Genomic DNA, 25,497 nt, shown 5'->3' on the forward strand with positions numbered 1-25,497 from the left:
CCCCAGCAACCCGAACGCGAGAGATATCTGTCATGGACGCCATCGTCGACGTGCCCACCCCGCAGAACGAGACCGTGCTCACCTACGCCCCCGGCAGCGCCGAGCGCGCAGAGCTGGAGGTGGCGCTGGCGCAGATGTCCGCCACGCCGGTGGACCTGCCGCACATTATCGGGGGCCAGGCCGTCACCGGCGGGGGAGAGGCCATCGACGTCGTGCAGCCGCACGCCCACGGCGAGGTGCTGGGCACCCTGCGTGACGGCACCGGCAAGGAGGCCACCGCCGCGATCGAGGCCTCCCTGGAGGCCGGGTCCGCGTGGCGCGGGCTGGACTTCGAGGACCGGGCGGCCGTGCTGCTCAAGGCCGCCGACCTGCTCGCCGGCCCGTGGCGCGCCCGGATGAACGCCGCCACCATGCTGGGCCAGAGCAAGACCGCCTACCAGGCCGAGATCGACTCCGCCTGCGAGCTGGCCGACTTCTGGCGCTTCAACGTGCACTACGCCCGGCAGCTGCTGGCCGAGCAGCCGATCCGCAATGCCCCCGGCACGTGGAACCGCATCGACCAGCGGCCGCTCGAGGGCTTCGTGTATGCGGTCACGCCCTTCAACTTCACCGCCATCGGCGGCAACCTGCCCACCGCCCCCGCCCTGATGGGCAACACCGTGCTGTGGAAGCCGGCCACCACCCAGCAGCGGGCGGCGACGGTGACGATGGAGCTGCTCATGGCCGCCGGGATGCCCGACGGCGTGATCAACATGGTCACCGGTGGCGGCCCGGCCGTCTCCGACGTGGTGCTGGAGCACCCCGAGCTGGCCGGCATCCACTTCACCGGCTCGACCGCGGTCTTCAACATGTTCTGGAAGGAGATCGGGTCCAACCTGTCCCGCTACCGCTCCTACCCGCGGATCGTGGGCGAGACGGGCGGCAAGGACTTCGTCGTGGCCCACCCCAGCGCCGACGTGGACGTGCTGCGCACGGCGCTGGTCCGGGGCGCCTTCGAGTATCAGGGCCAGAAGTGCTCGGCCGCCTCCCGCGCCTACGTCCCCGCCTCGCTGTGGAAGCTGCTCAAGGACGACCTCGTCGCCGAGACCGAGGGCCTGTCGGTCGGCGACGTGCGGGACCTGTCCAACTTCATGGGTGCGGTCATCGACGCCAAGGCCTTCGCCAAGCACAAGAAGGTCATCGACGCTGCGCACAAGGACCCCAAGGTCGAGATCGTCGCCGGCGGCACCTACGACGACTCGGTCGGCTGGTTCGTCCGCCCCACGATCGCGGTCGTGGAGGACCCGGCCCACGAGATGGTGACGACCGAGTACTTCGGCCCGATCCTGACCGTCCACGTCTACCCGGACGCCCAGTGGTCCTCGATGCTGGACCAGATGGAGTCGGTCGCGCCCTACGCGCTGACCGGTGCCGTCATCGCCCAGGACCGGGCGGCGATCGTCGAAGCCACCGGCCGCCTGCGCTTCGCCGCCGGCAACTTCTACATCAACGACAAGCCCACCGGCGCGGTCGTGGGGCAGCAGCCCTTCGGCGGTGCCCGGTCCTCGGGCACCAACGACAAGGCCGGCTCGGCCGCCAACCTCCAGCGCTGGATCAACACGCGCGTCATCAAGGAGACCTACGTGCCGGCGACCGACTATCGCTACCCGCACATGGGCTGAGGCCTACCCGGCGCCACGCTCAGCGCCGCGAGAGCCACTCCCGGGCGACCTGCTCCTCGATCTGCACGATGCTGCTGATCTGCGGGGCGACCGCGGCCTCGATGCGTCGGCCCAGCAGGGGCACGTTGGCCTCGAGGTCGCCGTCCACGACGTGCAGCGTGCTGGCGCCGTCGGGCGTGCGGCGCAGGTGGACGCCACCGGTGAAGCTGACCGGGGTGCCCGGCAGATCGACCGACATCGCACCCTCGCGCTCGCCGTCGGCGTCCGCGCCGCCCCAGCGCACGGTCTCGACCACCAGGATCGAGGACCCCACGAGAGCCCTGGCGAAGTCGGGGAACTCGTCGGTGGGCAGGTGGCGCTGGGTCGTGACCACGGTGTCCGCGCCGTCGTGCTCCACGTGGACCGAGTGGTCGGTGGAGCCCGCGCGCTCGCACCGCAGCTGCTGGTAGCTCTCGTCGGTGACCATCGCGAAGGTGTCGACGACGTCGATGGGGTGCGTGACGGTCTCGGTGATCCTCATGGGAGAACGCTAGATCAGAGCGCGTCGAGACGCCGCCGCAGCCCGTGCAGCCGGCGCAGCACCGGGCCCTTGTGCATCGGGGCCAGCCGGCCCGCGCGACCCTGCGCGGCGGTGGTCTCCAGCAGGTCCGCCAGGTCGAGGGCGACCTCGCCAGCCGCTCCGGCCCAGGAGGATCCACCCGGTCGGCCCGCCTCCGTCAGGAGACGGCCGGCCCGCCTCAGCGACGCTGCGGTCGCCCGGCAGGAGGCCGCGTCCAGGGCACCTGCCCCGGCCCCGAGCGCACCGATCACCTGCGGCCGCGGCGAGGGGGTGGCGGCACCGGCGGCGAGGTCCACGAGCAGGTGCGAGACGGTGTCGATCAGGGCGTCGGCGAGACTGCTCGCCTCGGGCCAGCCCAGGTCGGGGCCGTGCTCCTGCAGGTCCTCGACGGCGGCCACGAGCATGCCGGACGTGGGCGCCGCGGGCGTGGACCTCCCCTCCGGCCCGGCGGCCGCGGAAGGAGCGGCAGGATCGCCCGGACCGAGACGCACGCCGGTGCCGCCACCCGTGCCCGGAAGATGCCCCATACCCCCACTGTAGGCGGGAGGGGAGACTCGGCCTCGAACTCATCCCCAGGGCGAGTAGTGTGGACCGCGGCGCACGAGGTGGTGCGTCGACACCAACTCGAGGAGAACTTGTTAGCGATGGGGTCTTCGACGACGCTGACCGACCGCTTTTTCCACCACGCACCGCCGGAGGCGATCCCCGAGGACGAGGGGGTCAGGGGGGCGATCGTCGACTCGATGGCACAGTTGTCGGCCGGTCGCGAGCCCGGCACGGCGGCCGTGCGGGTCTTCAACCCCGGCGAGGGTGACGGCTGGACCTCCCGTCACACCGTCGTCCAGGCGGTCACCGACGACATGCCCTTCCTCGTCGACTCGATCCTGGGGGAGATCGGCCTGCGCGGGCTGCAGGTGCACGATCTGCTGCACCCCCAGCTCGTCCTCGACCCTGACGGCCAGGTGGTCGACGCGGACGGCGGCGCGGCCGACCCGAGCCAGCGCGTCGAGTCCTGGATCATGGTCACCACCGACCGGATCGGCCAGCAGCAGGCCCGTGAGGACCTGCAGGCCCGCCTCGTCCACGTCCTGGGCGACGTGCGCCGTGCCGTCGAGGACTGGAGGGGTATGCGCCAGCGCACCCGGTCGGTCATCGCCGAGCTCCAGCTCACGCCCCCGGCGACGGTCGACCCCGCGACCGTGCAGCCGACCGTCGACTTCCTCAGCTGGCTCGACGACGACCACTTCACCTACCTGGGCTACCGCGCCTACGACCTGGTCGAGAACGAGGACGGCGCCTTCCTCCGCGCGGTCCCCGGCAGTGGCCTGGGCATCCTGCGCGACGAGGACGGGCAGGCCCCGTCGCTGAGCCCGCTGCGCCCCGAGGCCGCCGCGACCGCCCGCGAGCCGAGGCTGCTCACGGTGACCAAGGCCAACACCCGCGCCTCGGTCCACCGCAACGTCCCCCTGGACTACATCGGCATCCGTCGCTTCGACCAGCAGGGCAAGGTCGTGGGGGAGCGCCGCTTCCTGGGGCTGTTCACCCAGAGCGCCTACGCCGAGTCGGCCACGCGCCTGCCGATCGCCGGGCCGAAGGTCCGCAAGATCCTGGCCGACAGCGGCTACGCCAGCAACAGCCACTCCGGCAAGGACCTCATCAGCGTCCTGGAGGGCTTCCCGCGCGACGAGCTCTTCCAGGCCCCGGTGGAGACGCTGGGCGCGACCGCCAACGACGTCCTGCGTCTCTTGGAGCGTCCGGACGCCAAGGCCTACCTGCGGCGGGACGAGTTCGGCCGCTTCGTCAGCGCCGTGGTCTTCCTGCCGCGCGACCGTTACAACACCGGCAGCAGGCTGCGGGTCCAGGCCCTCCTGGAGGATGCCTACAAGGGTGAGCTGGCCGACTACGCCACCCGGGTCGGCGACGGTCCGCTGGCGCAGCTGCACTTCACCATCCGCCTGCCGCAGGACGGCGCCCCCACCGCCGTGGACGAGGACGCGCTGCAGGAGCAGATCCGGCAGGCCACCCGCAGCTGGCACGAGGGTCTGACCGACGCCGTCTTCGACCAGGAGCAGGACGAGGCCAGCGCCGGCGACGTGCTGGAGCGCTACGCCACGGCCTTCCCCGAGGCCTACAAGGAAGACTTCGACGGCGGGACGGCATACCGCGACATCGCCCGCCTCGTCCAGCTCGCGGAGGGGGAGGCGCCACGGCCCCGCCTCTACGCCGAGGACGACGACCCGGGTGAGCTGCGCCGGATCAAGGTCTACCGCGACAGCGAGATGTCGCTGTCCGACGTGCTGCCCGTCTTCTCCCACATGGGGCTGGAGGTCACCGTCCAGCGGCCCTACGAGCTCGACCTGGAGGACGGCGGGACCAACTACATCTACGACTTCGCCCTGCGCGCGGAGTCGGCCGACCTGTGGGCCGGCGACGGGTCCGCCTCGGAGGAGGAGGTCGCCCGGTCCTTCGAGGACGCCTTCACCGCGGTATGGGGTGGCCAGGCCGAGTCCGACACGCTCAACTCCCTCGTCCTGTCGGCCGGGCTCGAGTGGCGGCAGGTCGTCATCCTGCGCACCCTGGCCAGGTACGTCCGTCAGGTCGGGGCTTTCAGCCTCGACTACATCGAGGAGGCCCTGGTCGCCAACCCGGGCATCGCCCACCAGCTCATCGACCTCTTCCGCCAGCGCTTCGACCCCGACCTCGAGGTCGACGAGGGCGGGCGCAAGGCTGGCGTGGAGGAGATCGTCTCCGGGATCAAGGCTGCGCTGGACGAGGTCTCCAGCCTGGACCAGGACCGCATCCTGCGGGCCCTGCTGGCGCTGGTGATGGCCGGGCTGCGCACCAACTTCTACCAGCGCGACGAGGACGGCCAGCCCAAGGCGCACGTCTCGCTCAAGCTGCTGCCGCGCGAGCTGAAGATCCTGCCCGAGCCGCGGCCCGCCTTCGAGATCTGGGTCTACGCGCCCCGGGTCGAGGGATCGCACCTGCGCTTCGGCCCGGTCGCGCGTGGCGGCCTGCGCTGGAGCGACCGGCGGGAGGACTTCCGCACCGAGGTGCTCGGCCTGGTCAAGGCGCAGATGGTCAAGAACGCCGTCATCGTGCCGACCGGCTCCAAGGGCGCCTTCTTCGCCAAGCGGCTGCCGCCGGCCTCCGACCGGGAGGCCTGGCTGGTCGAGGGGCAGGAGGCCTACACCACCTTCATCCGCGGCATGCTCGACATCACCGACAACCGGGTCGGCGACGACGTCGTGGCCCCCGATCGCGTGGTGCGCTACGACGGCGACGACCCCTACCTGGTCGTCGCGGCCGACAAGGGCACGGCCAAGTTCTCCGACCTGGCCAACCGCACCGCGCGGGAGTACGGCTTCTGGCTCGACGACGCCTTCGCCTCCGGCGGCTCGGCGGGCTACGACCACAAGGAGATGGGCATCACCGCCCGCGGCGCGTGGGAGTCGGTCAAGCGCCACTTCCGCGAGCTGGGGCACGACACCCAGTCCGAGGACTTCACCGTCGTGGGCATCGGCGACATGAGCGGCGACGTCTTCGGCAACGGCATGCTGCTGTCCGAGCACATCCGGCTGGTGGCGGCCTTCGACCACCGGCACGTCTTCCTCGACCCCGACCCCGACGCGGCGACCTCCTTCGCGGAGCGGAAGCGGATGTTCGAGCTGCCCGGCTCCAGCTGGGCCGACTACGACGAGTCCGTGATCAGCGAGGGTGGCGGCGTCTACCCGCGCACCGCGAAGTCGATCCCGGTCAGCGAGCAGGTCAGGGCCAGTCTCGGGCTGGAGGAGGGCGTCACGTCCCTGGCTCCGAGCGAGCTCCTCCAGGCCGTGCTGAAGGCTCCGGTGGACCTGCTGTGGAACGGCGGCATCGGCACCTACGTCAAGGCGTCCTCCGAGAGCCACGCCGACATCGGCGACCGCTCCAACGACGCGATCCGGGTCGACGGGCGCGACCTGCGCGCCCGTGTCGTCGGCGAGGGCGGCAACCTCGGCTTCAGCCAGCTCGGCCGCATCGAGGCCGCGCTGCACGGCGTCCACGTCAACACCGACGCCATCGACAACTCTGCCGGCGTCGACAGCTCCGACCACGAGGTCAACATCAAGATCGCCCTCACCCCGCTCGTCCACGCGGGCGAGATGACGATGGAGGAGCGCGACGAGCTGCTGGAGTCGATGACCGACGAGGTGGCCCACAAGGTCCTGGTCCACAACTACGACCAGAACGTCCTCATCGGCAACGGCCGCGTCCAGCGCGAGCGGATGGCCTCGGTCCACAAGCGCCTGATCCCCTATCTGGAGGAGACGGCCGGCCTGGACCCCAAGCTGGAGTTCCTCCCCACCCGCAAGGAGTTCGAGCGCCGGGAGAAGGAGGGGACCGGCCTGACCAGTCCCGAGTTCTCCGTCCTGGTCGCCTACGCCAAGATGGGGATCAAGGACGCCCTGGAGACCAGCGACCTGGCCGACGACCCGGCCCTGGACGAGACGCTGCTGGACTACTTCCCGGCGCCCCTGCGCGAGCGGGCCAGCGAGGCGCTGCTGGCGCACCCGCTGCGCAAGCAGATCATCGTCAACCAGATCGCCAACGCGATGATCAACCGCGGCGGGGTCAGCTTCGCCTACCGGGCCCAGGACGAGACCAGCGCGACGCTCACCCAGATCGCCCGGGCCTTCTACGTCGTCCAGGACATCTTCGGGATGGCCGACTACATGGAGCAGGTGGAGGCGCTGGACAACACCGTCGACACCGACGTGCAGGCCCAGCTCTACATCGAGTTCCGTCGCCTCATCGACCGCGGGGTCCGCTGGTTCATCACCAACCGGTCGCTGACCTCCGGCATCGGTCAGGAGATCGAGCGCTTCTCCGGTCCCGTCCAGGCGATGATCCCGCATGCCGGGGACTACCTCCAGGGTGAGGAGCACCAGCGCTGGGAGGAGAAGACCCGGTGGGCCGTCGAGCAGGGTGTGCCCCAGGAGTTGGCCGGCCGGTGGGCCGCGCTGCTGGACAGCTACTCGCTGCTGGACGTGGTCGAGCTGGCGATGGAGACCGACCGCGACGCCGAGGAGATGGCCCAGATCTACTTCGGGGTGTCCGAGGCCTTCAAGCTGGACGAGATGCTCACCCACGTCTCGGGTCTCCCGCGTCACGACCGGTGGTCGGCGCTGGCCCGCGGTGCGATCCGCGACGACATGTATGGCGTGATGCGGGGTCTGACGCGGACCGTCGCCTCCTACACCACCTCCGGCTCCATGTCGGCGGACCGGGTCAAGGACTGGATGGCGGAGAACCGCGCCGCACTGGCCCGCGCCAACCAGGTGCTCGGCTCGGTCAACGACCTGCCCTCACCCGGGCTGGCCCCGCTGTCCGTCGCCCTGCGCACCCTGCGCGCCCTGGTCCGGCAGGGAGCCGTCGGCGAGTGACCGGAGTGACTCGCCTGACCCGACGGGCTGACCCGGCCCTCTCCCACGACCGGCGACACGCCTCGCCGGTCGGGAGCGGGCGATGGGTGGGCGGTCGCTAGAGTGCGGACGTGCCTTCGCTGCGCGAGACCCTCTCCCGGACCCGGCTGTCCGCCGCCGACGTCGACTGGCTGCACAGGCTGGTCGGTGACTGGCAGATGGTGGCCGACCTGTCCTTCGCCGACCTGACCCTGTGGCTTCCGGTGGAGCTGGACGACGCGCTCGATCCCGACCTGTCGCCGTGGTTCCTGGCCTCGCACGCCCGGCCCACGACCGGTCCGAACTTCTACCACGACGACGTCATCGGCCAACCGGCGTCCAGGGAGCGGGAGGAGCGCCTCACCCACGTTCTGACCTCGGCACGGTCGGTGACCCACGACGAGACCGGGTTCGTCCGGGAGCAGTACGTGCCCGTCGTGCGCGAGGGCCGCGCCATCGCCGTCCTCATCCGGCACACCGATCTGCAGAACATGCGCCAGCAGGGCGGCCTGGAGGTCAACTACCTCCAGATCAGCCAGCAGCTCTTCGCGATGATCGCCGAGGGCGCCTTCCCGATCGAGGGATCGGCGGTGGGGGTCGGTCGCGGGACCCCGCGCGTGGGCGACGGCGTGGTCCGGATCACGGCGGCGGGGGTGATCGACTACGCCAGCCCCAACGCGGTCTCGGCGCTGCGCCGCCTCGGGCACACCGATCAGGTCAACGGGGCCGACCTGTCCGAGATCGTCACCAGCCGTCTGGTCGAGGGCACGACCGTGGACGAGACGGTGCCGCTGGTCCTCACCGGGCGCGCGCCCTGGGGGACCGAGATCGAGAGCGGCAGCATCAACATGACGCTGCGCGCGGTGCCGTTGACGCGGGCGGGGGAGCGGATCGGAGCGCTCCTGCTCCTGCGCGACGTCAGCGAGATCCGTCGGCGCGAACGGGAGCTGCTGAGCAAGGACGCCACGATCCGGGAGATCCACCACCGGGTCAAGAACAACCTCCAGACCGTGGCCGCGCTGCTGCGGCTGCAGTCCCGGCGCCTCCACGACCCGGCCGCGCAGGAGGCCCTGGCCGAGGCGGGCCGACGGCTCACCACGGTGGCGCTGGTGCACGACACCCTGTCCCAGGGCTTCTCCGAGCAGGTCGACTTCGACGAGGTCGCGCTCCGCGTGCTGCGTGCCACGGTGGAGGTGGCAGCCACCCGGACCGTCGTGGCCACCGAGCTGCGGGGGTCGTTCGGCTCGCTGCTGGCCGAGGATGCCACCCACCTGGCGATGATCCTGGCTGAGCTGGTCCACAACGCCGTCGAGCACGGCTTCGAGGAGCAGGGCCCATCGACCGGGGGCGGGACACCGCCCCGGGTCGTCGTCAGCGCCCGGCGGGAGATGGTCGGCGATCAGGACCGCGTGGAGATCATGGTCATCGACAACGGGGTGGGGCTGCCGGAAGGCTCCTCCCCGGACCGCACCGGGCTGGGGATGCAGATCGTGGAGGCCCTGGTCTCCGACCTGCGGGGAACCATCACCTGGGAAGCGACGAAGCCGCACGGGACCGTCGTGCGGTTGTCCGTGCGGCTTCGCTCGAAGTCTTCGGCCTGACTGCTCCCGACCCGGGCGGCCAGGTGGGCGGTGTGGTCAGCCGGCGCGGCGGGCGCGGGCCTTGCGACGCTTCAGGGCGCGTCGCTCGTCCTCGGAGAGGCCTCCCCAGACGCCGGCGTCCTGACCGCTCTCCAGGGCCCACTTCAGGCAGGTGTCGATCACCGGGCAGGTCCGACACACGGCCTTGGCATCCTCGATCTGCTGCAGGGCGGGGCCGGTGTTGCCGATCGGGAAGAACAGCTCGGGGTCCTCGTCCAGGCAGGCTGCGCGATCGCGCCAGTCCATCAGTCGTTGCTCCTTGCATCTCCTGCTGTCAGAGCAGGGTCTTTGGCCCGTCTCCGTCGCAGGATGTCAGGGGACCTCGCTGGGACGGGGACGGACAACATCAATGTCACCGTCGTTGCGCGAGCAGCCCACCGGGCTTCCTCGTCGTCTAGGTGCCAACGTCGGGCGCTGGCGGGGTGTTCCCGAGCATCCTCGCAGAGGACCGTCGTGATGCACAAGGGTTTGGTGGTGCGGGAATGCCTGGCGCGGATGAGGCGTCAGTCACAGTCGGCGTCAGCGCCGGGCCTGGGTCGGGTCGCCCGTCGACGCAGGTCGGGCTACCGGGGACGCACCGATCCGGTGCCCTGCCCGGGGTCGTAGGTGTAGACCTCGACCCCGTCCTGCCAGGTGCGCAGCACCCGCGACTGGAGGTCGAGCGGATCCCCGGACCACAGCACCACGTCGGCGTCCTTGCCCACCGCCAGCGACCCGACCCGGTCCTCGACACCCAGCACGCGGGCGGGGTTGATGGTGACCGCGCGCAGGGCCGACTCGCGCTCCATGCCCTCGCGGACCGCCAGGGCGGCCTGGGTGATGAGGTACTCGATCGGCACGACGGGGTGGTCGGTGATGATCGAGACCTCCACCCCGGCCCGGTCGAGGATGCCCGGGGCCGCGAGCGAACGGTCCCGGACCTCCACCTTGGACCGGCTCACGATCAGCGGCCCGTAGAGGACGGGGACCTGCTTCTCGGCCAGCAGGTCCGCCAGCAGGTAGCTCTCGGTGCCGTGGTCGAGCACGAGGCGGTAGCCGAACTCGTCGGCCAGGCGCAGCGCCGTGGCGATGTCGTCGGCGCGGTGGCAGTGCTGGCGCCAGGGGATCTCCCGCTCCAGCACCTTGAGCAGGGTCTCGCTCACCAGGTCGCTGTCGACCGGCTTGCCCTCGGCCGCGTCCACCTTGGCCTGGTAGGACCGGGCGGCGGCGAAGGCCCGGCGGAGCACCAGGGCGACGCCCAGCCTGGTCGACGGGGTCTTCTTCTGCTCCCCGTAGACCCGCTTGGGGTTCTCGCCCAGCGCCGCCTTCACGCCCGAGGGACTGCGCAGGATCATCTCGTCGACATAGCGGCCGTAGGTCTTCAGGGCCACCGCCTGGCCGCCGATCGGGTTGCCCGAGCCGGGGTTGACGTTGACCGTGGTGATGCCGCCCATGAGCGCGTCGTCGAAGCCCTGCTCCCGCGGGTTGATGCCGTCGAGAGCCCGGGCCGCGGCCATCACCGGGTCGGTCATCTCGTTGGTGTCCTGACCGGCCCAGCCCTCGCCCTCCTCCCAGACGCCGAGGTGGACGTGCGCGTCGATGAGGCCCGGGAGCACCCAGCCGCCCGCGGCGTCGACGACCTCGGCGCCGTCGGGGACCGGCACCTCCTCGGTGCTGCCCAGGGCCTCGATCCGTCCGTCGCGCAGGACGATGGCGCCGTCCTCCACGACGGGACCGTCGATCGGGACGAGGCGGGCGTTGACGATGGCGATCGGGTGCGGCTGCTCCATGGTCACGACTCTAGGAGGCCGTCGTCGACGACCTCGGCAGGGGGCGGCCTCGGGCCGCCCGGAGCGGCTCCCAGACTCCACCGAGGTTCATCAGTAGCATTTGCGCATCATGACTGCTTCCCCAGCCGACCCCTCCCTGACGACGGCCGGCGTGGTGGTCGAGGCGCCCGAAGGCCCCGCCCCGACCCGCCGGGACGACATCGTCGTCTGCTCCTTCTACACCGACGACGACTACTACCGCGGCCACGCCGACGCACTCCGACGCACCCTCGACGGGCTCGGCCTGCGTCACGAGATGGAGGAGATCCACAAGCCCGAGGGCGCGGACTGGGCCGACATGACCCGACGCAAGATCGGCTTCCTCGCCGAGGTCTGCGAGCGCAACCCGCAGGCCAAGGTCTTCTGGATCGACGTCGACTGCTCCCTGCTCTCCCTGCCCGACTACGTGGCCGACTTCACCGCCGACCTCATCGGCTTCCAGCGGGGCTTCTCCACGCCGTTGTCGATCGGCTACGGCAACCGGACCCGCTTCTGGGAGCCCTGCTTCTTCGGCATCAACGCCACTCCCGCCGGCCGCCGCTTCATCGCCGACGCCTATGCGGCCGAGCAGGAGATGACCATCAAGGCCACCGACGACTACTTCTTCGAGGAGTCCTGGCGGGCCAACGCCCGACGCCTGACCTTTCAGGTCATCCCCAGCACGGCCCGGCTCGACAAGGCGGACGCCGAGACCGGCGTGGTGCCCTTCTTCTCCTTCGGCGCCAGCGGCAACGTGGACGACTTCAAGGACAAGGTCGAGCAGCACTCCACCGCCGGCCTGCCCGGGGGCGGACGTGGACAGGGCCTGCCGGTCCGCCTTCCGTTGAAGCGGGCGCTGCGCGTGGCCAAGAAGGTCGAGCGCCGCCTCCCGCCCCGGGTCAGCCGCCCCGCGCGCCGGCTCGCCGACCAGGTCGGCATCACCCACCTGCTGACCAGCGGCGGAGCGGTCGGGTCGGCCGGCAGCCTGACCGCCCAGCGGGGTCGCCTGACCCGGCACATGATCGCGGCGGCGCAGCGTGGTGACGTGGATGCCGCATACCAGGCCTTCGAGCGGCTCCAGAGCGGCGGGATCCTGACGCCGGGGGAGAAGGCGGCCAAGAGTGCGGCGGACGCGTTCGCGCACTACGCCACCCTCGGTCAGGGGCAGGATCCCGTCCCCGTCGCATGGTGGGCCCGGCCCTTCCCCGGCAACTTCGGCGACTGGCTCAGCCCGATGGTGGTCAGCGAGCTCACCGACCGCGGCGTCAGCTACGTGCCCCCGACCGCCCCCTCGCACAGCCCGCACCTGGTCGCCGTCGGCTCCATCGGTCGCTTCATCAAGCCGCGCTCGGTCGTCGTGGGCACCGGGGTCAGCAGCACCGACCTGGAGCTGGAGCCCCAGGCCACCTACGTCTCGGTGCGTGGTCCGGTCACCGCCCAGCTGCTGCGCGACAGCGGCGGTCCCGACGTCGAGTCCTTCGGCGACCCGGGCGCGCTCGTGCGCCGCCTGGTCCCGGTGGAGCGCGGCCAGACCAACGGGCGCACCGCTCTGGTGCGCCACTTCAAGCACGCCAACGTCCCGCTGCTCCTGCCCGAGGGCATGGACGAGCTCGGGGTGCGGATGTCCCATCCAGGGGAGATCCACGAGTTCCTGCGAGCGATCAACGGCTACGACGCCGTCGTGACCAGCGCGATGCACGTGATGATCGCCTGCCACAGCTATGGCATCCCCTGCACCCTCGTCGGCTTCCAGGGTCTGGAGTCGGCGGTCCACGGGACGGGCATCAAGTACGGCGACTACTGCCGCGGGGTCGGGCTGGAGACCGTCTACGAGCCGCGGGTCATCGGCTTCGACCTGCGGCGCATCCCCTTCCAGGACCTCCTGACCCAGGAGCGGATCTCGGAGGAGAAGCTCGACGAGATCGAGCAGGCCGTCCGCGCCGGCGTCGAGCTGACCCTGCAGGGCGACTAGGCCGACCGTGCTGGTCCACCTGGTGCACGCGCTGCGCCGGCTCTTCCCCTCCAGGGCGGGCAAGGCCGAGGTCGCGGTCCTCGTCGTGGTGATGGCGATGGTCCCGGTCGTGGAGATGCTGGTGATCCGGCTCTTCTCCGACCTGGTCATCCATGGGCGCCAGCGTCTCCTCGAGCACGACGCCTCCCTCACGCTGACCATCGTGCTGCTCTTCGCCGCGATGGCGGGCGCCAGGGCGCTGCACCACCTCGTCCGGGTCGTGAGGGTCAACCGCTTCCGTCGTCGCTTCGAGGAGCTGGAGCAGCGCTCGCCGAGCCGGCAGAGCTGGGACTGGGCCCTGGCGCTGGAGCTGTCAGGGGTCCTGGTCGCCATCGTCCAGGCGGTGGCGCTGACGGTCTTCTTCCTCTTCCTCGACGTGTGGGTCGCCGTGGCCAACGCCCTCGTGGTCGTCGTGGTGCTGGCCCTCATCGGGCGGCTCTACGGCAAGGAGCTGGCGCGGCAGCAGTCCTACGTGGCCAGCGGGACCAAGCCAGGATCGGCGACGATCGACGACCGCGTGGGCGGCCGGATCCGGATCGCCGAGCTGGGCGCCACGATGGGCAGCGTCGGGATGGCCCTGGTCCTGCTGCTCGTGGTGATCCGGGCCCTGCGAGGAGAGGTCTCCAGCAGCGACGCCGTCGTCTTCTTCCTCGGCCTGCGGCTGCTCTACGGCCAGGTGGGCACCTACTCCGCGGGGATCATGCGCTTCGCCCGTGCCGCCGCCCGCACCGACCTGGTGCGCCCGTGAGCGACGCCGACCAGCTCACCATCGGCTACTCCACCCTGCTGGAGACCGCTGGCGACATCCGGCCGCCCGACGGCGCCGGGGCGCGGGCCTCACCCCAGGTCCTGGTCCTGGTGCAGGGGGACGGCGCGCTCGAGCCGGACCCGTCCTGGGACCGGGTCGTGCGCGTGCCGGGGCACGGGGTGGCACGCAGCCGCAACGCCGCCATTGAGCACGCGACCCGTCGCTACCTGCTCTTCTGCGACGACGACGTCGAGGTCAACCTGCCGGGCGTGCTCGACGGCATCGCCCATCTGAAGAGGACCGGCGCCGCGCTGGCGCTCGGGCGTGGGACCGACGCCGAGGGGCAGGTGCGCAAGCGTTACCTGACCAGCCGGCCGGGTCCGCTCAACCGCTTCAGCGCGGCCAAGGCGGCGACCTACGAGATGCTCGTCGACCTGGACCAGGTCCGTGCTGCCGGCGTGCGCTTCGACACCCGGTTCGGGGCCGGGGCGCCGCTCTACCTCGGCGACGAATATCTCTTCATCGTCGAGCTCCTGCGCCGTGGGCTCAAGGCCGTCTCGGTGCCCTACATCTTCGGGACCCACCCCGACAGCAGCTCGGGGAGCCGCTGGGGCGGGAAGGACCTGCACGTCCGGGCCGTGGTGCTCAACGAGGTCCACGGGAGGGCCGCGCCGCTGGTGCGGGCGGCGTTCGCGCTGCGGCACGCCCGCGGGATGGGCGACCTGGCCACGGCGTGGGCGTTCGTCACGGACGGGACCAGGGCGGCCGAGGCGGTGGGCGCGGCCGGGGATGTGGGCTCCGCCGGGGAGGTCAGTGGGCCTCGGTGACCTGCTCGGGATGGGCCGGCGCCAGCACGCAGTCGGGGCACAGGCCGTGCTCCGGTATGCGGTAGAAGAGGCAGCACCCGCTGCGCAGGAACGACCCGTCCGGTGAGAACCCGCCTCCGGCCGCGACCTCGGGAACCGCGAGCAGGAGACGGACGATCTCCCCGATCTGATCGGTGTGCTCCGGAGCCTGACCGGCCAGGACCCGACCGGCGCCGGTGAGCGCCGAGGCCGAGTTGCTGACCAGCACCCTCACCGCCGTGCGACCCACGGCCGAGCAGGCGGTGTGGAGCTGGGCCAGGCTGTCGCGCACCACGAGGCGTGCGATGGCCTCAGCGGCCTCGGCGGCCGACCCGACGGCCACGCCGGCCGAGGCATCACGAACACCCAGCGGCACCGCCCCGCGGTGGACCGGGCTGGCCACCAGGTTGGCCGACGACAGGTCGGGGACCCAGCCGTGCAGCACGGCACCACCGAGCGCGGGCGACCACAGGCGCGAGGCCAGCCCGACCTGCGTGGCGGAGACGGCGACGCGTGCGTCGACGGCGGGTGGCTGCATACCCGTGCTGGCGGCGAGGGCCGCGCGGACCGCGGCGAACCGCGCCGTCAGGGCGTCCTCGGCGAGCACCTCGGCCCACGGAAGCGCGTCGCTCCCGGCGGGGACGGGGGAGACCAGGGCGTAGAAGCCCCCGAGGGAGCGCAGGTCGGTCAGGACCCGCGCCCCCTCGGGAGCGTCAGAAGGCGGCTGCGTCACGCGTCGGGCGTCGCCTCACCGCGCGCGTCCAGGACGGCGCGGGCCGCGGCGAAGCGGGCGATCGGCACCCGGAAGGGCGAGCAGGACACGTAGGACAGGCCGAGCTCGTGGAAGAGCTGGATCGAGGCCGGGTCGCCGCCGTGCTCACCGCAGACGCCGACCTTGAGCTCGGGCTTGGTGGAGCGCCCGCGCTCGGTGCCGATCTGGACCAGGCGGCCGACGCCCTCGCGGTCGATCGACTCGAACGGGTTGGCCGGGATGACCTCGTCGCTGACGTAGGCCGACAGGAAGCCGCCCTCGGCGTCGTCACGGCTGATGCCGATGCCCGTCTGCGTCAGGTCGTTGGTGCCGAAGGAGAAGAAGTCGGCGTGCTCGGCGATCTGGTCGGCGACCACGCAGGCGCGGGGCAGCTCGATCATCGTGCCGACGGTGACGTCGATCTCCTGCCCGGCCGCCTGGAGCTCCTCGGCGACCGCGCGCTCGACGATCGCGCGCTGGGCCTCGAGCTCGGCGGAGTAGGCCACCAGCGGGATCATGATCTCCACGCCCACCGTCTCGCCCTCGCGCTCGCGGACCGCCAGGGCGGCACGGATGATCGCGCGGGTCTGCATCTCCGGGATCTCGGGGTAGAGCATCGCCAGGCGGCAGCCGCGGGTGCCGAGCATGGGGTTCTGCTCGTGCAGGCGCTTGACCGAGCCCAGCAGCGCGCGTGCCTCGTCCAGCTCCTCGGCGTCGCCGCCGGTCAGCTCCAGGCGCTGCACCAGCAGCGACTGGTCGACCAGGCTGGGGAGGAACTCGTGCAGCGGCGGGTCGAGCAGACGCACCGTGACGGGCAGGCCCTTCATCGCGGTGAAGATGCCCTCGAAGTCGGCCTGCTGCATCGGCAGGATCTTCTCCAGCGCGGCGGCACGGTCCTCGACGGACTCGGCCAGGATCATCTCGCGGACGGCCGGGAGACGGTCGGTGGCCATGAACATGTGCTCGGTGCGGCACAGGCCGATGCCCTCGGCGCCCAGCTCGCGGGCCTTGGCGGCGTCCTCGCCGGTGTCGGCGTTGGCGCGCACCCCGAGCTCACGCAGCTCGTCGGCCCAGCCGACGATCGCGCTGAAGTCCTCGTTGACCTGCGGCGGGACCAGGTCGATGGCCTCGCCGTAGACGTCACCGGTGGAGCCGTCAAGGGTGATCACGTCGCCCTCGTTGAAGACCTTGTCACCGACGGTGAGGGTCTTCTCCGCGGTGTTGAGGCGGATGGCCTGGGCTCCGGCGACGCAGGGCTTGCCCATGCCGCGGGCCACCACGGCCGCGTGCGAGGTCATGCCGCCGTGGGCGGTCAGGACACCCTGGGCCACGATCACGCCGTGGATGTCGTCGGGGGTGGTCTCGTAGCGGACCAGGACGACGGCCTCACCGTTGTTGCCGCGCTCGGCGGCGGTGTCGGCGTCGAAGACCAGCTCGCCCACGGCCGCGCCGGGGGAGGCCGGCAGGCCCTTGGTGAGCGGGGTCTTGCCGTGCTCGGGGTCGATCGCCGGGTGCAGCAGCTGGTCGAGCTGGCTGGCCTCGATGCGCTGAAGGGCCTCCTCCTGGGTGAGCACGCCCTCCTCGACGAGGTCGCGGGCGATCTTCAGGGCCGCGGCGGCGGTGCGCTTGCCGGTGCGGGTCTGCAGCATGTAGAGCGTGCCGTCCTCGACGGTGAACTCGATGTCCTGCATGTCCTTGTAGTGCGCCTCGAGGTCGTGCAGGGTCTGCACGAGCTGGGCGTAGGCCTCGGGGAGGACCTCCTCCAGCTCCGCCAGCGGGCGCGGGGTCCGGATGCCGGCCACGACGTCCTCGCCCTGGGCGTTGATGAGGAACTCGCCGTAGATCGTGTTCTCGCCGGTGGAGGGGTTGCGGGTGAAGCAGACGCCGGTGGCGGAGGTGTCGCCGCGGTTGCCGAAGACCATCTGCATGACGTTGACGGCGGTGCCGAGGTCGTCGGGGATGTCGTTGGCCTTGCGGTAGACCCGGGCGCGGGGGGTGTCCCAGGACTTGAAGACCGCGTCGACGGCGCCGCGGAGCTGCTCGCGCGGGTCGGTGGGCAGGTCACGGCCGAGCTCGCGGCGCGAGACCTCCTTGAAGGTCGCGACGAGCTCCTTGAGGTCCTCGGTGGTCAGGTCGGTGTCGTTCTCGACGCCGCGCTTGGCCTTCAGCGCCGTCAGCTCGTCCTCGTAGACGTGGGGCTGGACGCCCTCGACGACGTCGCCGTACATCTGGATGAAGCGGCGGTAGGAGTCCCAGGCGAAGCGGGGGTCGTGGGACTCGGCGCCGAGGATCTCGACGGTCTCGTCGCTCATGCCCAGGTTGAGGATCGTGTCCATCATGCCGGGCATCGAGAAGACCGCGCCGGAGCGGACGGCCAGCAGCAGCGGGCGCTCCCCGCCGAGCGTGCGGCCGGTGCGCTCCTCGAGGCGCTCGACGGCGGCCTCCACGTCCTCCCACAGCCCGTCGGGCCACTCGCCGTGGCTCTCCATGGTGGCCACGCAGGCCGCCGTGGAGACCGTGAAGCCGTCGGGGACAGGGAATCCCAGTCGCTTCATCTCCGCGAGGTTCGCCCCCTTACCGCCCAGGACGGTGCGCATCGTCGCATCGCCCTCGGACATGTCGTAGAGGTACTTGACCGCTGTGTCTCCGCTCATCTTCATGTGCTCCTCGGGAGGGGGTGCGCCCGGCTCCAGCGCCAGGCACCTGATCCTGACTTTATCCCGTCCGGCTCAACGCCCGGACGCCGCCTCCCGGCGCCGCTGGACCACCTCGATGACGCGGCCGGCGGCCTCCTCGAGGGCCAGCTCGGTGGTGTCGATGACGGGGCAGCCCAGGTTGCGCTGGATGGTGGCGACCTGGTCCAGCTCGTTGAAGATCTTGACGATGTCGGTGTAGCCGTCGCGCTGGGTCCCGGCGGCGCCCATGGCGCGCACGCGACGGCTGCGGATCTGCACGAGCCGCTCGGGGTCGATGGTCAGCCCGACGATCTTCCAGCGTGGCACCTCGCCGAGCTGGGGCGTCACCGGCAGCCCCGGGACCAGCGGGATGTTGGCGGTCTTGAAGCCCAGGTAGCCCAGGTACATCGACAGCGGCGTCTTGCCCGAGCGGCTCACGCCGATGAGGATGATGTCGGCCTCGCGCAGGTGGTTGGACAGGTTGCCGTCGTCGTTGGCGATCGAGAACTCCATCGCCTGGATGCGCTTGAAGTAGTCCTCGCCGACCCCGACCGGGCGCACGACCCCGTCCGGGTTCTGCCCCGTGGTGGCCCGCAGCGCGGCGATCGCCGGCTCCAGCAGGTCGGCGTGCGGCAGGTCCCGCTCCTTGCACAGCTGGGCGACGAGGTGCCGCAGCCCCTCGTCGACGACCGTGGAGAAGACGACCGTGCGCGCCCGCTCCGGGTGCATCCGCGCGAAGGCGTCGTGGAGGCTCTCGGGCGTGCTCTGCCGCGGGTGGCGGATGATCCGGACCTCGTAGCCGACGTACTGGGCCGCCGCCGCGCGTGCCACGCGCGCCGCGGTGTCGCCGGTCGAGTCGGCGATGATGTGGACCTCGATGGGGGTGTCGGCCATGAGGTCAGGCTAGGGGTATGCGGTGTGCCGGCTCAGACCGGCTCGTTGCGCTCCCCGGGTGCCGGCTCGGTCGTGGTTCCCTCGACGTCCGCGGCGGCGAAGGTCGACCCGCCCTCGTCCTCGATCGTCTCCTCCACCTCGGCGGGTGCCGGGGCGGAGGCCAGGGTGGGGTCCTCGGCCTCCTGCTCGACCTCCTGCGCCGTGGTCTGCTCGTGGCTCTCCTTGGCCAGGCTGGGCTTGCCGAAGCTGCCGCCGACGAAGTTGCCCTCGCCGTCCCGCTCCGTGCCGGCGTCCTGGTCGGAGTCCTTGTCGAACCATGCGGTGTTCTCAGTCATGACGGACACCCTGCCGTGGGCGGCTCGGCGCGGCAACCGGAGAAGGGGCTGCTGGTGGGAGACTTTCGGCCATGTCCTCCCCGTCCACGACCTGTCCGATCGTCGCCGTCGTCGGCGCGACCGCCACCGGCAAGTCCGACCTGGGCGTGGCGCTGGCGCTCGCGCTCGGGGGAGAGGTCGTCAACGCCGACGCCTCCCAGCTCTACCGGGGGATGGACGTCGGGACGGCCAAGCTGCCCGTGGCGGAGCGTCAGGGCGTGCCCCACCACCAGCTCGACGTCCTGGACGTGGTCGAGGAGGCGAGTGTCGCCACATACCAGGAAGAAGGCCGTGCGGACCTGCAGGCGGTCCGGGCGCGCGGAGGGGTGCCCGTGGTGGTAGGGGGATCGGGGCTCTACGTGCGGGCGCTGCTGGACCGGCTGGAGATCCCGCCGACCGATCCGGCGGTCCGGGCCAGGTGGGAGCAGGTGCTGGGGGAGGTCGGTCCGGAGGCGCTGCACGATCGCCTCAAGGCGCTGGATCCCGTTGCGGCGGAAGCGATCGAGAGGCGGAACGGGCGCAGGGTCGTGCGCGCGCTGGAGGTCATCGAGCTGACCGGACGACCGTTCAGCGCCTCGATGCCGGTCCGGGAGTTCGTGCGGCCCACCGTCATGATCGGGCTGCGCGCCGACCGGGACGTCCTGGACGGGCGGATCGCCCGCCGCGCCGAGGCGATGTGGCGGGCCGGCCTCGTCGAGGAGGTCGAGGGCCTGGTTGAGGAGGGCCTGCGCGAGGGGCGGACCGCGTCCCGGGCGGTCGGCTACGCCCAGGCCCTGCGCCAGCTCGACGGCGAACTGACGCAGGACGAGGCGATCGAGGACACGGTCGTCGCGACCCGACGTCTCGCCCGTCGGCAGGAGCGGTGGTTCGGCCCCGACCCCAGGATCACCTGGCTGGAGCACGACGCGCCCGACCTGGTGGAGCGTGCGCTCGAGGTGGTCGTGCCGCGGGCAGAGCCGGGCCACCGGTCGGCTGACCGGGGCACCTGATCATGGATCGGCCTGCGAAGGAGGTCGTCCGTCACCAGTCGGTCGCTGTCGTCCAGTCCTGGGGCTCCTTGCCCTCGGCGAGGTCGTTGAGGTCGTAGGAGATCGCGCCGTCGATGCTCTCCCGGACGATGTCCGCGTGCCCGGCGTGCCGCGCGAGCTCGGCGATGAGGTGGGCCAGCACCCAGCGGGTCTCCCAGTGCGTGAGCTCCGGGGGGAACCAGGGCGCCTCCGGCACCGGGATCGCCGCCGTCATGTCCAGCGGCTGCTCGAGGATCTCCCGCACCCTGGCCACCTGGGCGTCGAAGCGCTCCAGCGCGCTCTCGAGCGTCACGTCCTCGGGGGCGACCGATCGCCAGGCCTCGGAGTAGGACCCGTCGGAGCCGGGCTCGGCCACCATCTCGGCGTAGGAGCGCGCGCAGTCGCCGGTGTGGTTGAGCAGCTCGGCCAGGGAGAGCTCGCTGGCGCTCGGGGTGGAGCGGACCTGCTCGTCGGTGAGGCCGTGGACGGTGGTGCGCAGCTGGGCCAGCTGCTGCAGGACGAAGGTGGCCAGCACGTCCTGCTCGCCGGTGGCGTCGTCGGTGAGGAATCCCATGTCGATCTCCTGGGTCTGTGGGTGCAGGTCCTTCCTGCTGAGACCACTCTCGGGGGTTAACAGGACAGTTCCTGTCCGGTGAAAGTGGCAGACTCCTCGCATGCTGCTGACCGACGACGAGGCGGTGGCCGTCGCCCTGGCGCTGCGCACTGCGGGCAGCTCGGGCCTGGCCGGTGACCAGGAGGACTCGCTGCGCGCCCTGGTCAAGCTCGAGCACGTCCTCCCGGCCCGCGCCCGGGCACGGGTCGAGCGCCTCGGCGAGGCGATCAGCGCGGCGGAGCCCTTCTCCGGTCGGTCGGTCCCCGTGGACCTGCTCACCACGCTCGCCGACTGCGTGACCGGCAGGGTGCAGGCGCGCCTGGGCTATCTCGACCGCCGGGGCGCCGCGACCGAGCGCCGGGTCGAGCCCTACCGGCTCGTGGCGTGGGGCCGTCGCTGGTACCTGTCCGCCTTCGACCTCGAGCGCGACGACTGGCGCACCTTCCGCCTCGACCGGATCCAGGACGCGCGCGCCACGACCTTCCGTTACCGCCCGCGCCCGGGGGAGCCCGACATCACCACGACCCTGGGCAGCCACCACGACCCGTCCTCCTACCGCCACCGGATCGAGCTGCTCGTCGACGCACCGCTGGCCGAGCTGGAGGGCTATGCGGCCTACGTGACGCTGGAGGAGGTCGACGCCACCACGACGCGGATGGTCAGCGGCACCGAGGACCCGGCCAGGGCGGCCGAGTGGCTCCTGCGGCTGGAGCATCCCTTCCGGATCGTCGGGGACAAGGCCGTGCGTGAGGCGCTGGAGGCGCTGCGGGGGCGTCTGGATGTGGCCCTCGGGGCCCGCGACTGACCCGCGGTTGATGTCCTGCGTTCGTGGTCCTGCGTTTGTGGTCCTGCACTATTCGCGTCATAGCGCGAGAAGTGCAGGACACGAATCGCCGGACATCGCCGGACACGAATCGCAGGGCACCAAACCGCAGGACGGGTCAGCTCCTCGTGACCCGCAGGATGCGGAAGCCCTTGCTGCTCGCCGCGCGCGTGACCTCGACCGTGTCAGGGGCCATGAGGTCGGGGAGGGTCGCCTGCAGCCAGGCCTGCAGGGAGTCCGAGCCGAGGTTCTTCTGCACCACGAGGTATGCGGTGCCGCCCGGGCGACCGTCCGTCGCCGGCGTCAGGCGGGGCAGCCAGGTGGTCATCAGCTCGTGCAGGACCGCCTTGCCGACACGGATCGGAGGGTTGGACCAGATGAGGTCGTAGGTGGTCGTGGGGTCGACGTCCTCGGGGCGGCTCGCCGACACCCCGGGACGGTCCACCGACACCTCGGGGCGGCCCACCGACACCCCGGGCCCGTCGCCGGTGGCGGCGCAACCCAGGGCCTCGGCGTTTCGGCGGCACAGGTCGAGAGCGCGCTCGTTGACGTCGACGGCGTGGACCGTGGCGGCGGGGGACTCCAGCGCCATGGTCAGCGCGAGCGGACCCCAGCCGCAGCCGAGGTCGAGGAAGGTCCCGCTCCCCGGGGGAGCGGGCGCCTCGTCGAGCAGCACCCGGGTGCCCTTGTCGATCCCGTCGGGGGAGAAGATGCCGCCCGCCGTGACCACCTCGACGTCCTGCCCGGCCAGGCGGACGGAGGTGCGGCGCAGCTCACCGTCGGAGGCGGGCTGCGCGGTGAAGTAGTGGTCGGGCTGTTCGTCGCTGGGGTGCTCGCTCATGGCCCGGCCAGTCTAGATCCGCCCGTGCGTCGGTGGCCCGCGCTAGCGCACGATCCCGTGCCTCGCCCGGCTGCCGACCTCGCCGCTGGTGCTCGACGCGGACTGCGGAGCCGGGCGGATGCTGCCCCACCTGGCGGCGCGCGGGGTGCGGGTGGAGGGGGTCGACCTCTCGCCGGAGATGGTCCGTCGGGCACGGCCGGACCACCCGGGCTTCCCGGTCGAGGTGGCCTCGGTTACCGACCTGCCGCAGGAGAACGGGAGATTCGACGGGGTCTTCGCGTGGTACTCACTCATCCACATCGGTGACGATGACCTGCCCGTCGCGCTGGCCGAGCTGGTGCGCGTCCTTCGACCCGGCGGGCACCTGCTCCTCGCCTTCCAGACCGGCGCCGGCAGCCGGGAGGTGGGCGAGGGCTTCCGGAAGAGGGGTATGCGGTCGAGCTCGTCCGCCATCACCGCACCATGGACGCCGTGTCGGCGATGCTCACGGACCTGGGGCTGACCGAGGTCGACCGGGTGGACCGGGCCCCGAGCGGGCAGGGGCAGGAGGGTCAGGGGGTGGTCGTGGCGCGGGTTCCTTTCGCTCGAGGGTAGATGGACGCACACGCCTGCAGGGCAGAAATCGGTGGCGACCGACGTTGCACGGTGAGAGGCTGGAGCACCGGCCGCACCGCATACCCGAAGGATTCAATGACTGCCACCCCGCACCCCGAGCACCGTTCGTCCGGCGTGCTCGACCGACGCGCAGAGGCGCTCGACGAGCACGAGATCCACCTCGACCAGGGCACGGACCCGCTCGGCTGGGGCGAGGACGACAGCTCCCGGGATGGTGACCAGCTCGACCGTGAGGAGCGTGCCGCGCTGCGCCGCGTCGCGGGGCTGTCCACCGAGCTCGAGGACGTCACCGAGGTCGAGTACCGCCAGCTGCGGCTGGAGCGGGTCGTCCTGGCCTCCGTCTGGGAGGACAACGGTCAGACCACCCTCGAGGACGCCGAGGACTCCCTCCGTGAGCTCGCCGCGCTCGCCGAGACGGCGGGCTCCCAGGTGCTCGACGGCGTGATCCAGCGTCGTCTCAAGCCGGACCCGGCCACCTACCTCGGGTCGGGCAAGGCCGCCGAGCTGCGCGACATCGTCGCCGCCGAGGGCGCCGACACCGTCGTGGTCGACGGCGAGCTGGGCCCTTCCCAGCGACGTGCGCTGGAAGACGTCGTCAAGGTCAAGGTCATCGACCGGACCGCGCTCATCCTCGACATCTTCGCCCAGCACGCCAAGAGCAAGGAGGGCCGCGCCCAGGTCGAGCTGGCCCAGCTGCAGTACCTGCTGCCCAGGCTCCGGGGCTGGGGCGAGTCGATGTCCCGGCAGGCCGGTGGTCGGGTCGCCGGCGGTGAGGGCATCGGGTCGCGTGGTCCTGGTGAGACCAAGATCGAGCTGGACCGCCGCCGGATCAACAGCCGGATCGCCAAGCTCCGCCGCGAGATCAAGGCGATGAAGACCGTCCGGGAGACCAAGCGCAGCAGCCGCCGCGCCGGCAAGGTGCCCAGCGTGGCCATCGTCGGCTACACCAACGCGGGCAAGTCCTCGATCCTCAACCGCCTCACCGGCGCCGGCGTCCTGGTGCAGAACCAGCTCTTCGCCACCCTGGACCCGACCGTGCGTCGGCACGAGTCGAGCGAGGGGCGGGCCTACACGCTGTCCGACACCGTCGGGTTCGTGCGCAACCTGCCGCACCAACTCGTCGAGGCCTTCCGCTCGACGCTGGAGGAGGCCGCCGAGGCCGACGTGCTGCTGCACGTCGTCGACGGCTCCCACCCACAGCCCGAGGGCCAGATCGCAGCGGTGCACGCGGTGCTGGCCGAGGTCGAAGACGGGGAGCCCCTGAAGCTGCCGGAGATCATCGCGGTCAACAAGGCAGACCTGGCCGACCCCGAGGTGCTCGACCGCCTGCAGCGGATGTATCCCCGCGTCGTGATCGTCTCGGCCAAGACCGGCCGAGGCGTGGACGACCTCGTGGAGATGGTCGAGGCGACCCTGCCGCGGCCGCAGATCCTCGTGGACGTGCTCGTGCCCTACACCCGCGGCGACCTGGTGGCGCGGCTGCACGAGGAGGCCGAGATCCTCTCCGAGGAGCACACCTCCGAGGGCACGCGGATCAGCGCCAAGGTGGACGAGGACCTGCACGGTCACCTCACCGCCTACGCGGTCTGAGACGACGTCGGAGTATGCGGCCCGCCCGCCTCGGGCGGGCCGCCCACCTCACCCTGTGGGTGCCCTGGTGACCAGCTCCGGCTCGCCGTCCGTGCCGTCCAGCGCCGTCCGCGGGACCGCCCACACGTCGATGGTGAGCGGGGACCATGCGCAGACCGTCTCCGGGGACGCCCTGCGGACGACGAACCGGAGCCCGGGCGGCTCGCGGCCGGTGTCCAGGAGCACCTGGCTCGTCTCCGCGCAGCGCGGGTAGCTGCCCGCCACGAGCAGGTTCCGGGACAGGTCGACCCCCTCCACGGGCGGCAGCCCCAGCGCCTCGGCCAGGGCGTCCCGGTCCGCCTCGGTGGTGATGAGCACCGCGCCGTCCACGGTCCGCTCCAGCACCTCCCGCGGCAGTGTCGACTCGTCCACCGAGCCCACCAGGCTGCCGACGGCGCCCACCGGCGTGGTCGGGTCCGGTGGCCCGCCCTGCGGCCCACCGTCCCGAGCGCCTCCCTCCGACTGGCAGCCGGCCGCGAGCAAGGCCGTCAGGACCACCAGGCCCAGCCTGCCCCGCACCATCCCCGCCATCGGTGTCCCCCTTCGCACCTTCCCGCCCTGACGTCCCTCGTCCCAGCCGATG

The 25,497-nt window shown here is 71.6% G+C and carries 21 protein-coding genes; 10 read left to right on the plus strand and 11 right to left on the minus strand.

Going from position 1 to position 25,497, the window contains the following annotated elements:
* The first annotated feature begins 32 nt into the window (after positions 1 to 32).
* Positions 33 to 1,661 carry an L-glutamate gamma-semialdehyde dehydrogenase gene (gene pruA, locus ACTMMA_RS01755; protein WP_441188370.1) on the plus strand — a complete coding sequence of 543 codons (1,629 nt, stop codon included), beginning with the start codon at positions 33 to 35 and terminating at the stop codon, positions 1,659 to 1,661.
* A gap of 19 nt (positions 1,662 to 1,680) precedes the next feature.
* Here pruA and ACTMMA_RS01760 read toward each other — a convergent pair whose 3' ends face one another.
* Positions 1,681 to 2,181 carry a DUF2505 domain-containing protein gene (locus ACTMMA_RS01760; protein WP_441188371.1) on the minus strand — a complete coding sequence of 167 codons (501 nt, stop codon included), beginning with the start codon at positions 2,179 to 2,181 and terminating at the stop codon, positions 1,681 to 1,683.
* Between the two features lie 14 nt (positions 2,182 to 2,195).
* On the minus strand, positions 2,196 to 2,747 hold the full coding sequence (locus ACTMMA_RS01765; RefSeq protein WP_441188372.1) for a hypothetical protein: 552 nt from the start codon (positions 2,745 to 2,747) through the stop codon (positions 2,196 to 2,198).
* 117 nt (positions 2,748 to 2,864) lie between these two features.
* Here ACTMMA_RS01765 and ACTMMA_RS01770 point away from each other — a divergent pair, with 117 nt between their 5' ends.
* Together ACTMMA_RS01770 and ACTMMA_RS01775 are read left to right on the plus strand one after the other, a co-directional pair.
* The gene (locus tag ACTMMA_RS01770; RefSeq protein WP_441188373.1) at positions 2,865 to 7,643 is read left to right on the plus strand and encodes an NAD-glutamate dehydrogenase; all 4,779 of its coding nucleotides are present in this window, start codon (positions 2,865 to 2,867) and stop codon (positions 7,641 to 7,643) included.
* A gap of 110 nt (positions 7,644 to 7,753) precedes the next feature.
* Positions 7,754 to 9,262 (plus strand): sensor histidine kinase, encoded by a 1,509-nt coding sequence (locus tag ACTMMA_RS01775; RefSeq protein WP_441188374.1) that lies wholly within the window; start codon positions 7,754 to 7,756, stop codon positions 9,260 to 9,262.
* Positions 9,263 to 9,298: 36 nt separating this feature from the next.
* Here ACTMMA_RS01775 and ACTMMA_RS01780 read toward each other — a convergent pair whose 3' ends face one another.
* Positions 9,299 to 9,547, minus strand: coding sequence for a WhiB family transcriptional regulator (locus tag ACTMMA_RS01780; RefSeq protein WP_441188375.1), 249 nt, complete (start codon positions 9,545 to 9,547; stop codon positions 9,299 to 9,301).
* Between the two features lie 317 nt (positions 9,548 to 9,864).
* A complete protein-coding gene (locus tag ACTMMA_RS01785; protein ID WP_441188376.1) occupies positions 9,865 to 11,070 on the minus strand; it encodes an amidohydrolase in 1,206 nt (401 codons plus the stop codon).
* Positions 11,071 to 11,179: 109 nt separating this feature from the next.
* On the opposite strand from ACTMMA_RS01785, the gene ACTMMA_RS01790 reads away from it, so the two are divergent.
* From ACTMMA_RS01790 to ACTMMA_RS01800, 3 genes are read left to right on the plus strand one after another with little or no spacing between them, the layout of a single operon-like run.
* Entirely contained in the window at positions 11,180 to 13,060 is a 1,881-nt protein-coding gene (locus tag ACTMMA_RS01790; RefSeq protein ID WP_441188377.1) for a polysaccharide pyruvyl transferase family protein, read from the plus strand.
* A 7-nt stretch (positions 13,061 to 13,067) separates the two neighbouring features.
* The gene (locus ACTMMA_RS01795) at positions 13,068 to 13,847 is read left to right on the plus strand and encodes a hypothetical protein (protein WP_441188378.1); all 780 of its coding nucleotides are present in this window, start codon (positions 13,068 to 13,070) and stop codon (positions 13,845 to 13,847) included.
* Positions 13,844 to 14,674: a glycosyltransferase gene (locus ACTMMA_RS01800; RefSeq protein WP_441188379.1), complete on the plus strand. Its 831-nt coding sequence runs from the start codon at positions 13,844 to 13,846 to the stop codon at positions 14,672 to 14,674. Before ACTMMA_RS01795 ends, ACTMMA_RS01800 begins: the two co-directional genes overlap by 4 nt.
* Here the strand turns inward: ACTMMA_RS01800 and ACTMMA_RS01805 are convergent.
* From ACTMMA_RS01805 to ACTMMA_RS01820, 4 genes are all read right to left on the minus strand, one after another.
* Positions 14,658 to 15,425, minus strand: coding sequence for a (2Fe-2S)-binding protein (locus ACTMMA_RS01805; RefSeq protein ID WP_441188380.1), 768 nt, complete (start codon positions 15,423 to 15,425; stop codon positions 14,658 to 14,660). The genes ACTMMA_RS01800 and ACTMMA_RS01805 overlap by 17 nt on opposite strands.
* A complete protein-coding gene (gene ppdK, locus ACTMMA_RS01810) occupies positions 15,422 to 18,097 on the minus strand; it encodes a pyruvate, phosphate dikinase (RefSeq protein WP_441188381.1) in 2,676 nt (891 codons plus the stop codon). Before ppdK ends, ACTMMA_RS01805 begins: the two co-directional genes overlap by 4 nt.
* Before the next feature lie 75 nt (positions 18,098 to 18,172).
* Positions 18,173 to 19,012 carry a pyruvate, water dikinase regulatory protein gene (locus ACTMMA_RS01815; RefSeq protein WP_441188382.1) on the minus strand — a complete coding sequence of 280 codons (840 nt, stop codon included), beginning with the start codon at positions 19,010 to 19,012 and terminating at the stop codon, positions 18,173 to 18,175.
* A gap of 32 nt (positions 19,013 to 19,044) precedes the next feature.
* Positions 19,045 to 19,347, minus strand: a complete 303-nt coding sequence (locus ACTMMA_RS01820) for a hypothetical protein (protein WP_441188383.1) — start codon at positions 19,345 to 19,347, stop codon at positions 19,045 to 19,047.
* Between the two features lie 71 nt (positions 19,348 to 19,418).
* On the opposite strand from ACTMMA_RS01820, the gene miaA reads away from it, so the two are divergent.
* Complete coding sequence (gene miaA / locus ACTMMA_RS01825; RefSeq protein ID WP_441188384.1) at positions 19,419 to 20,375, plus strand: tRNA (adenosine(37)-N6)-dimethylallyltransferase MiaA; 957 nt, start codon at positions 19,419 to 19,421, stop codon at positions 20,373 to 20,375.
* A 31-nt stretch (positions 20,376 to 20,406) separates the two neighbouring features.
* Here the strand turns inward: miaA and ACTMMA_RS01830 are convergent, their stop codons facing one another.
* Positions 20,407 to 20,967, minus strand: a complete 561-nt coding sequence (locus ACTMMA_RS01830) for a mycothiol transferase (protein WP_441188385.1) — start codon at positions 20,965 to 20,967, stop codon at positions 20,407 to 20,409.
* Between the two features lie 100 nt (positions 20,968 to 21,067).
* Between ACTMMA_RS01830 and ACTMMA_RS01835 the strand changes: the two genes are divergently transcribed.
* Positions 21,068 to 21,811 carry a helix-turn-helix transcriptional regulator gene (locus tag ACTMMA_RS01835; RefSeq protein ID WP_441188386.1) on the plus strand — a complete coding sequence of 248 codons (744 nt, stop codon included), beginning with the start codon at positions 21,068 to 21,070 and terminating at the stop codon, positions 21,809 to 21,811.
* 136 nt (positions 21,812 to 21,947) lie between these two features.
* Here ACTMMA_RS01835 and ACTMMA_RS01840 read toward each other — a convergent pair whose 3' ends face one another.
* Entirely contained in the window at positions 21,948 to 22,670 is a 723-nt protein-coding gene (locus ACTMMA_RS01840) for a class I SAM-dependent methyltransferase (protein WP_441188387.1), read from the minus strand.
* An 88-nt stretch (positions 22,671 to 22,758) separates the two neighbouring features.
* Between ACTMMA_RS01840 and ACTMMA_RS01845 the strand changes: the two genes are divergently transcribed.
* Positions 22,759 to 23,172, plus strand: a complete 414-nt coding sequence (locus ACTMMA_RS01845; RefSeq protein ID WP_441188388.1) for a class I SAM-dependent methyltransferase — start codon at positions 22,759 to 22,761, stop codon at positions 23,170 to 23,172.
* Between the two features lie 188 nt (positions 23,173 to 23,360).
* On the plus strand, positions 23,361 to 24,875 hold the full coding sequence (gene hflX, locus ACTMMA_RS01850; RefSeq protein ID WP_441188389.1) for a GTPase HflX: 1,515 nt from the start codon (positions 23,361 to 23,363) through the stop codon (positions 24,873 to 24,875).
* 48 nt (positions 24,876 to 24,923) lie between these two features.
* Here the strand turns inward: hflX and ACTMMA_RS01855 are convergent, their stop codons facing one another.
* Positions 24,924 to 25,445: a hypothetical protein gene (locus tag ACTMMA_RS01855; protein ID WP_441188390.1), complete on the minus strand. Its 522-nt coding sequence runs from the start codon at positions 25,443 to 25,445 to the stop codon at positions 24,924 to 24,926.
* Between the last annotated feature and the right edge of the window lie 52 nt (positions 25,446 to 25,497).

Source organism: Ornithinimicrobium panacihumi, assembly GCF_052073805.1.
Lineage (GTDB): Bacteria > Actinomycetota > Actinomycetes > Actinomycetales > Dermatophilaceae > Ornithinicoccus > Ornithinicoccus panacihumi.

Bases quoted from the DNA above. Each gene is read 5' to 3' on its own strand.
- pruA (WP_441188370.1), top strand. From the start codon at position 33: ATGGACGCCATCGTCGACGTGCCCACCCCGCAGAACGAGACCGTGCTC.
- ACTMMA_RS01760 (WP_441188371.1), bottom strand. From the start codon at position 2,181: ATGAGGATCACCGAGACCGTCACGCACCCCATCGACGTCGTCGACACC.
- ACTMMA_RS01765 (WP_441188372.1), bottom strand. From the start codon at position 2,747: ATGGGGCATCTTCCGGGCACGGGTGGCGGCACCGGCGTGCGTCTCGGT.
- ACTMMA_RS01770 (WP_441188373.1), top strand. From the start codon at position 2,865: ATGGGGTCTTCGACGACGCTGACCGACCGCTTTTTCCACCACGCACCG.
- ACTMMA_RS01780 (WP_441188375.1), bottom strand. From the start codon at position 9,547: ATGGACTGGCGCGATCGCGCAGCCTGCCTGGACGAGGACCCCGAGCTG.
- ACTMMA_RS01785 (WP_441188376.1), bottom strand. From the start codon at position 11,070: ATGGAGCAGCCGCACCCGATCGCCATCGTCAACGCCCGCCTCGTCCCG.
- ACTMMA_RS01790 (WP_441188377.1), top strand. From the start codon at position 11,180: ATGACTGCTTCCCCAGCCGACCCCTCCCTGACGACGGCCGGCGTGGTG.
- ppdK (WP_441188381.1), bottom strand. From the start codon at position 18,097: ATGAGCGGAGACACAGCGGTCAAGTACCTCTACGACATGTCCGAGGGC.
- ACTMMA_RS01815 (WP_441188382.1), bottom strand. From the start codon at position 19,012: ATGGCCGACACCCCCATCGAGGTCCACATCATCGCCGACTCGACCGGC.
- ACTMMA_RS01820 (WP_441188383.1), bottom strand. From the start codon at position 19,347: ATGACTGAGAACACCGCATGGTTCGACAAGGACTCCGACCAGGACGCC.
- miaA (WP_441188384.1), top strand. From the start codon at position 19,419: ATGTCCTCCCCGTCCACGACCTGTCCGATCGTCGCCGTCGTCGGCGCG.
- ACTMMA_RS01830 (WP_441188385.1), bottom strand. From the start codon at position 20,967: ATGGGATTCCTCACCGACGACGCCACCGGCGAGCAGGACGTGCTGGCC.
- ACTMMA_RS01835 (WP_441188386.1), top strand. From the start codon at position 21,068: ATGCTGCTGACCGACGACGAGGCGGTGGCCGTCGCCCTGGCGCTGCGC.
- ACTMMA_RS01840 (WP_441188387.1), bottom strand. From the start codon at position 22,670: ATGAGCGAGCACCCCAGCGACGAACAGCCCGACCACTACTTCACCGCG.
- hflX (WP_441188389.1), top strand. From the start codon at position 23,361: ATGACTGCCACCCCGCACCCCGAGCACCGTTCGTCCGGCGTGCTCGAC.
- ACTMMA_RS01855 (WP_441188390.1), bottom strand. From the start codon at position 25,445: ATGGCGGGGATGGTGCGGGGCAGGCTGGGCCTGGTGGTCCTGACGGCC.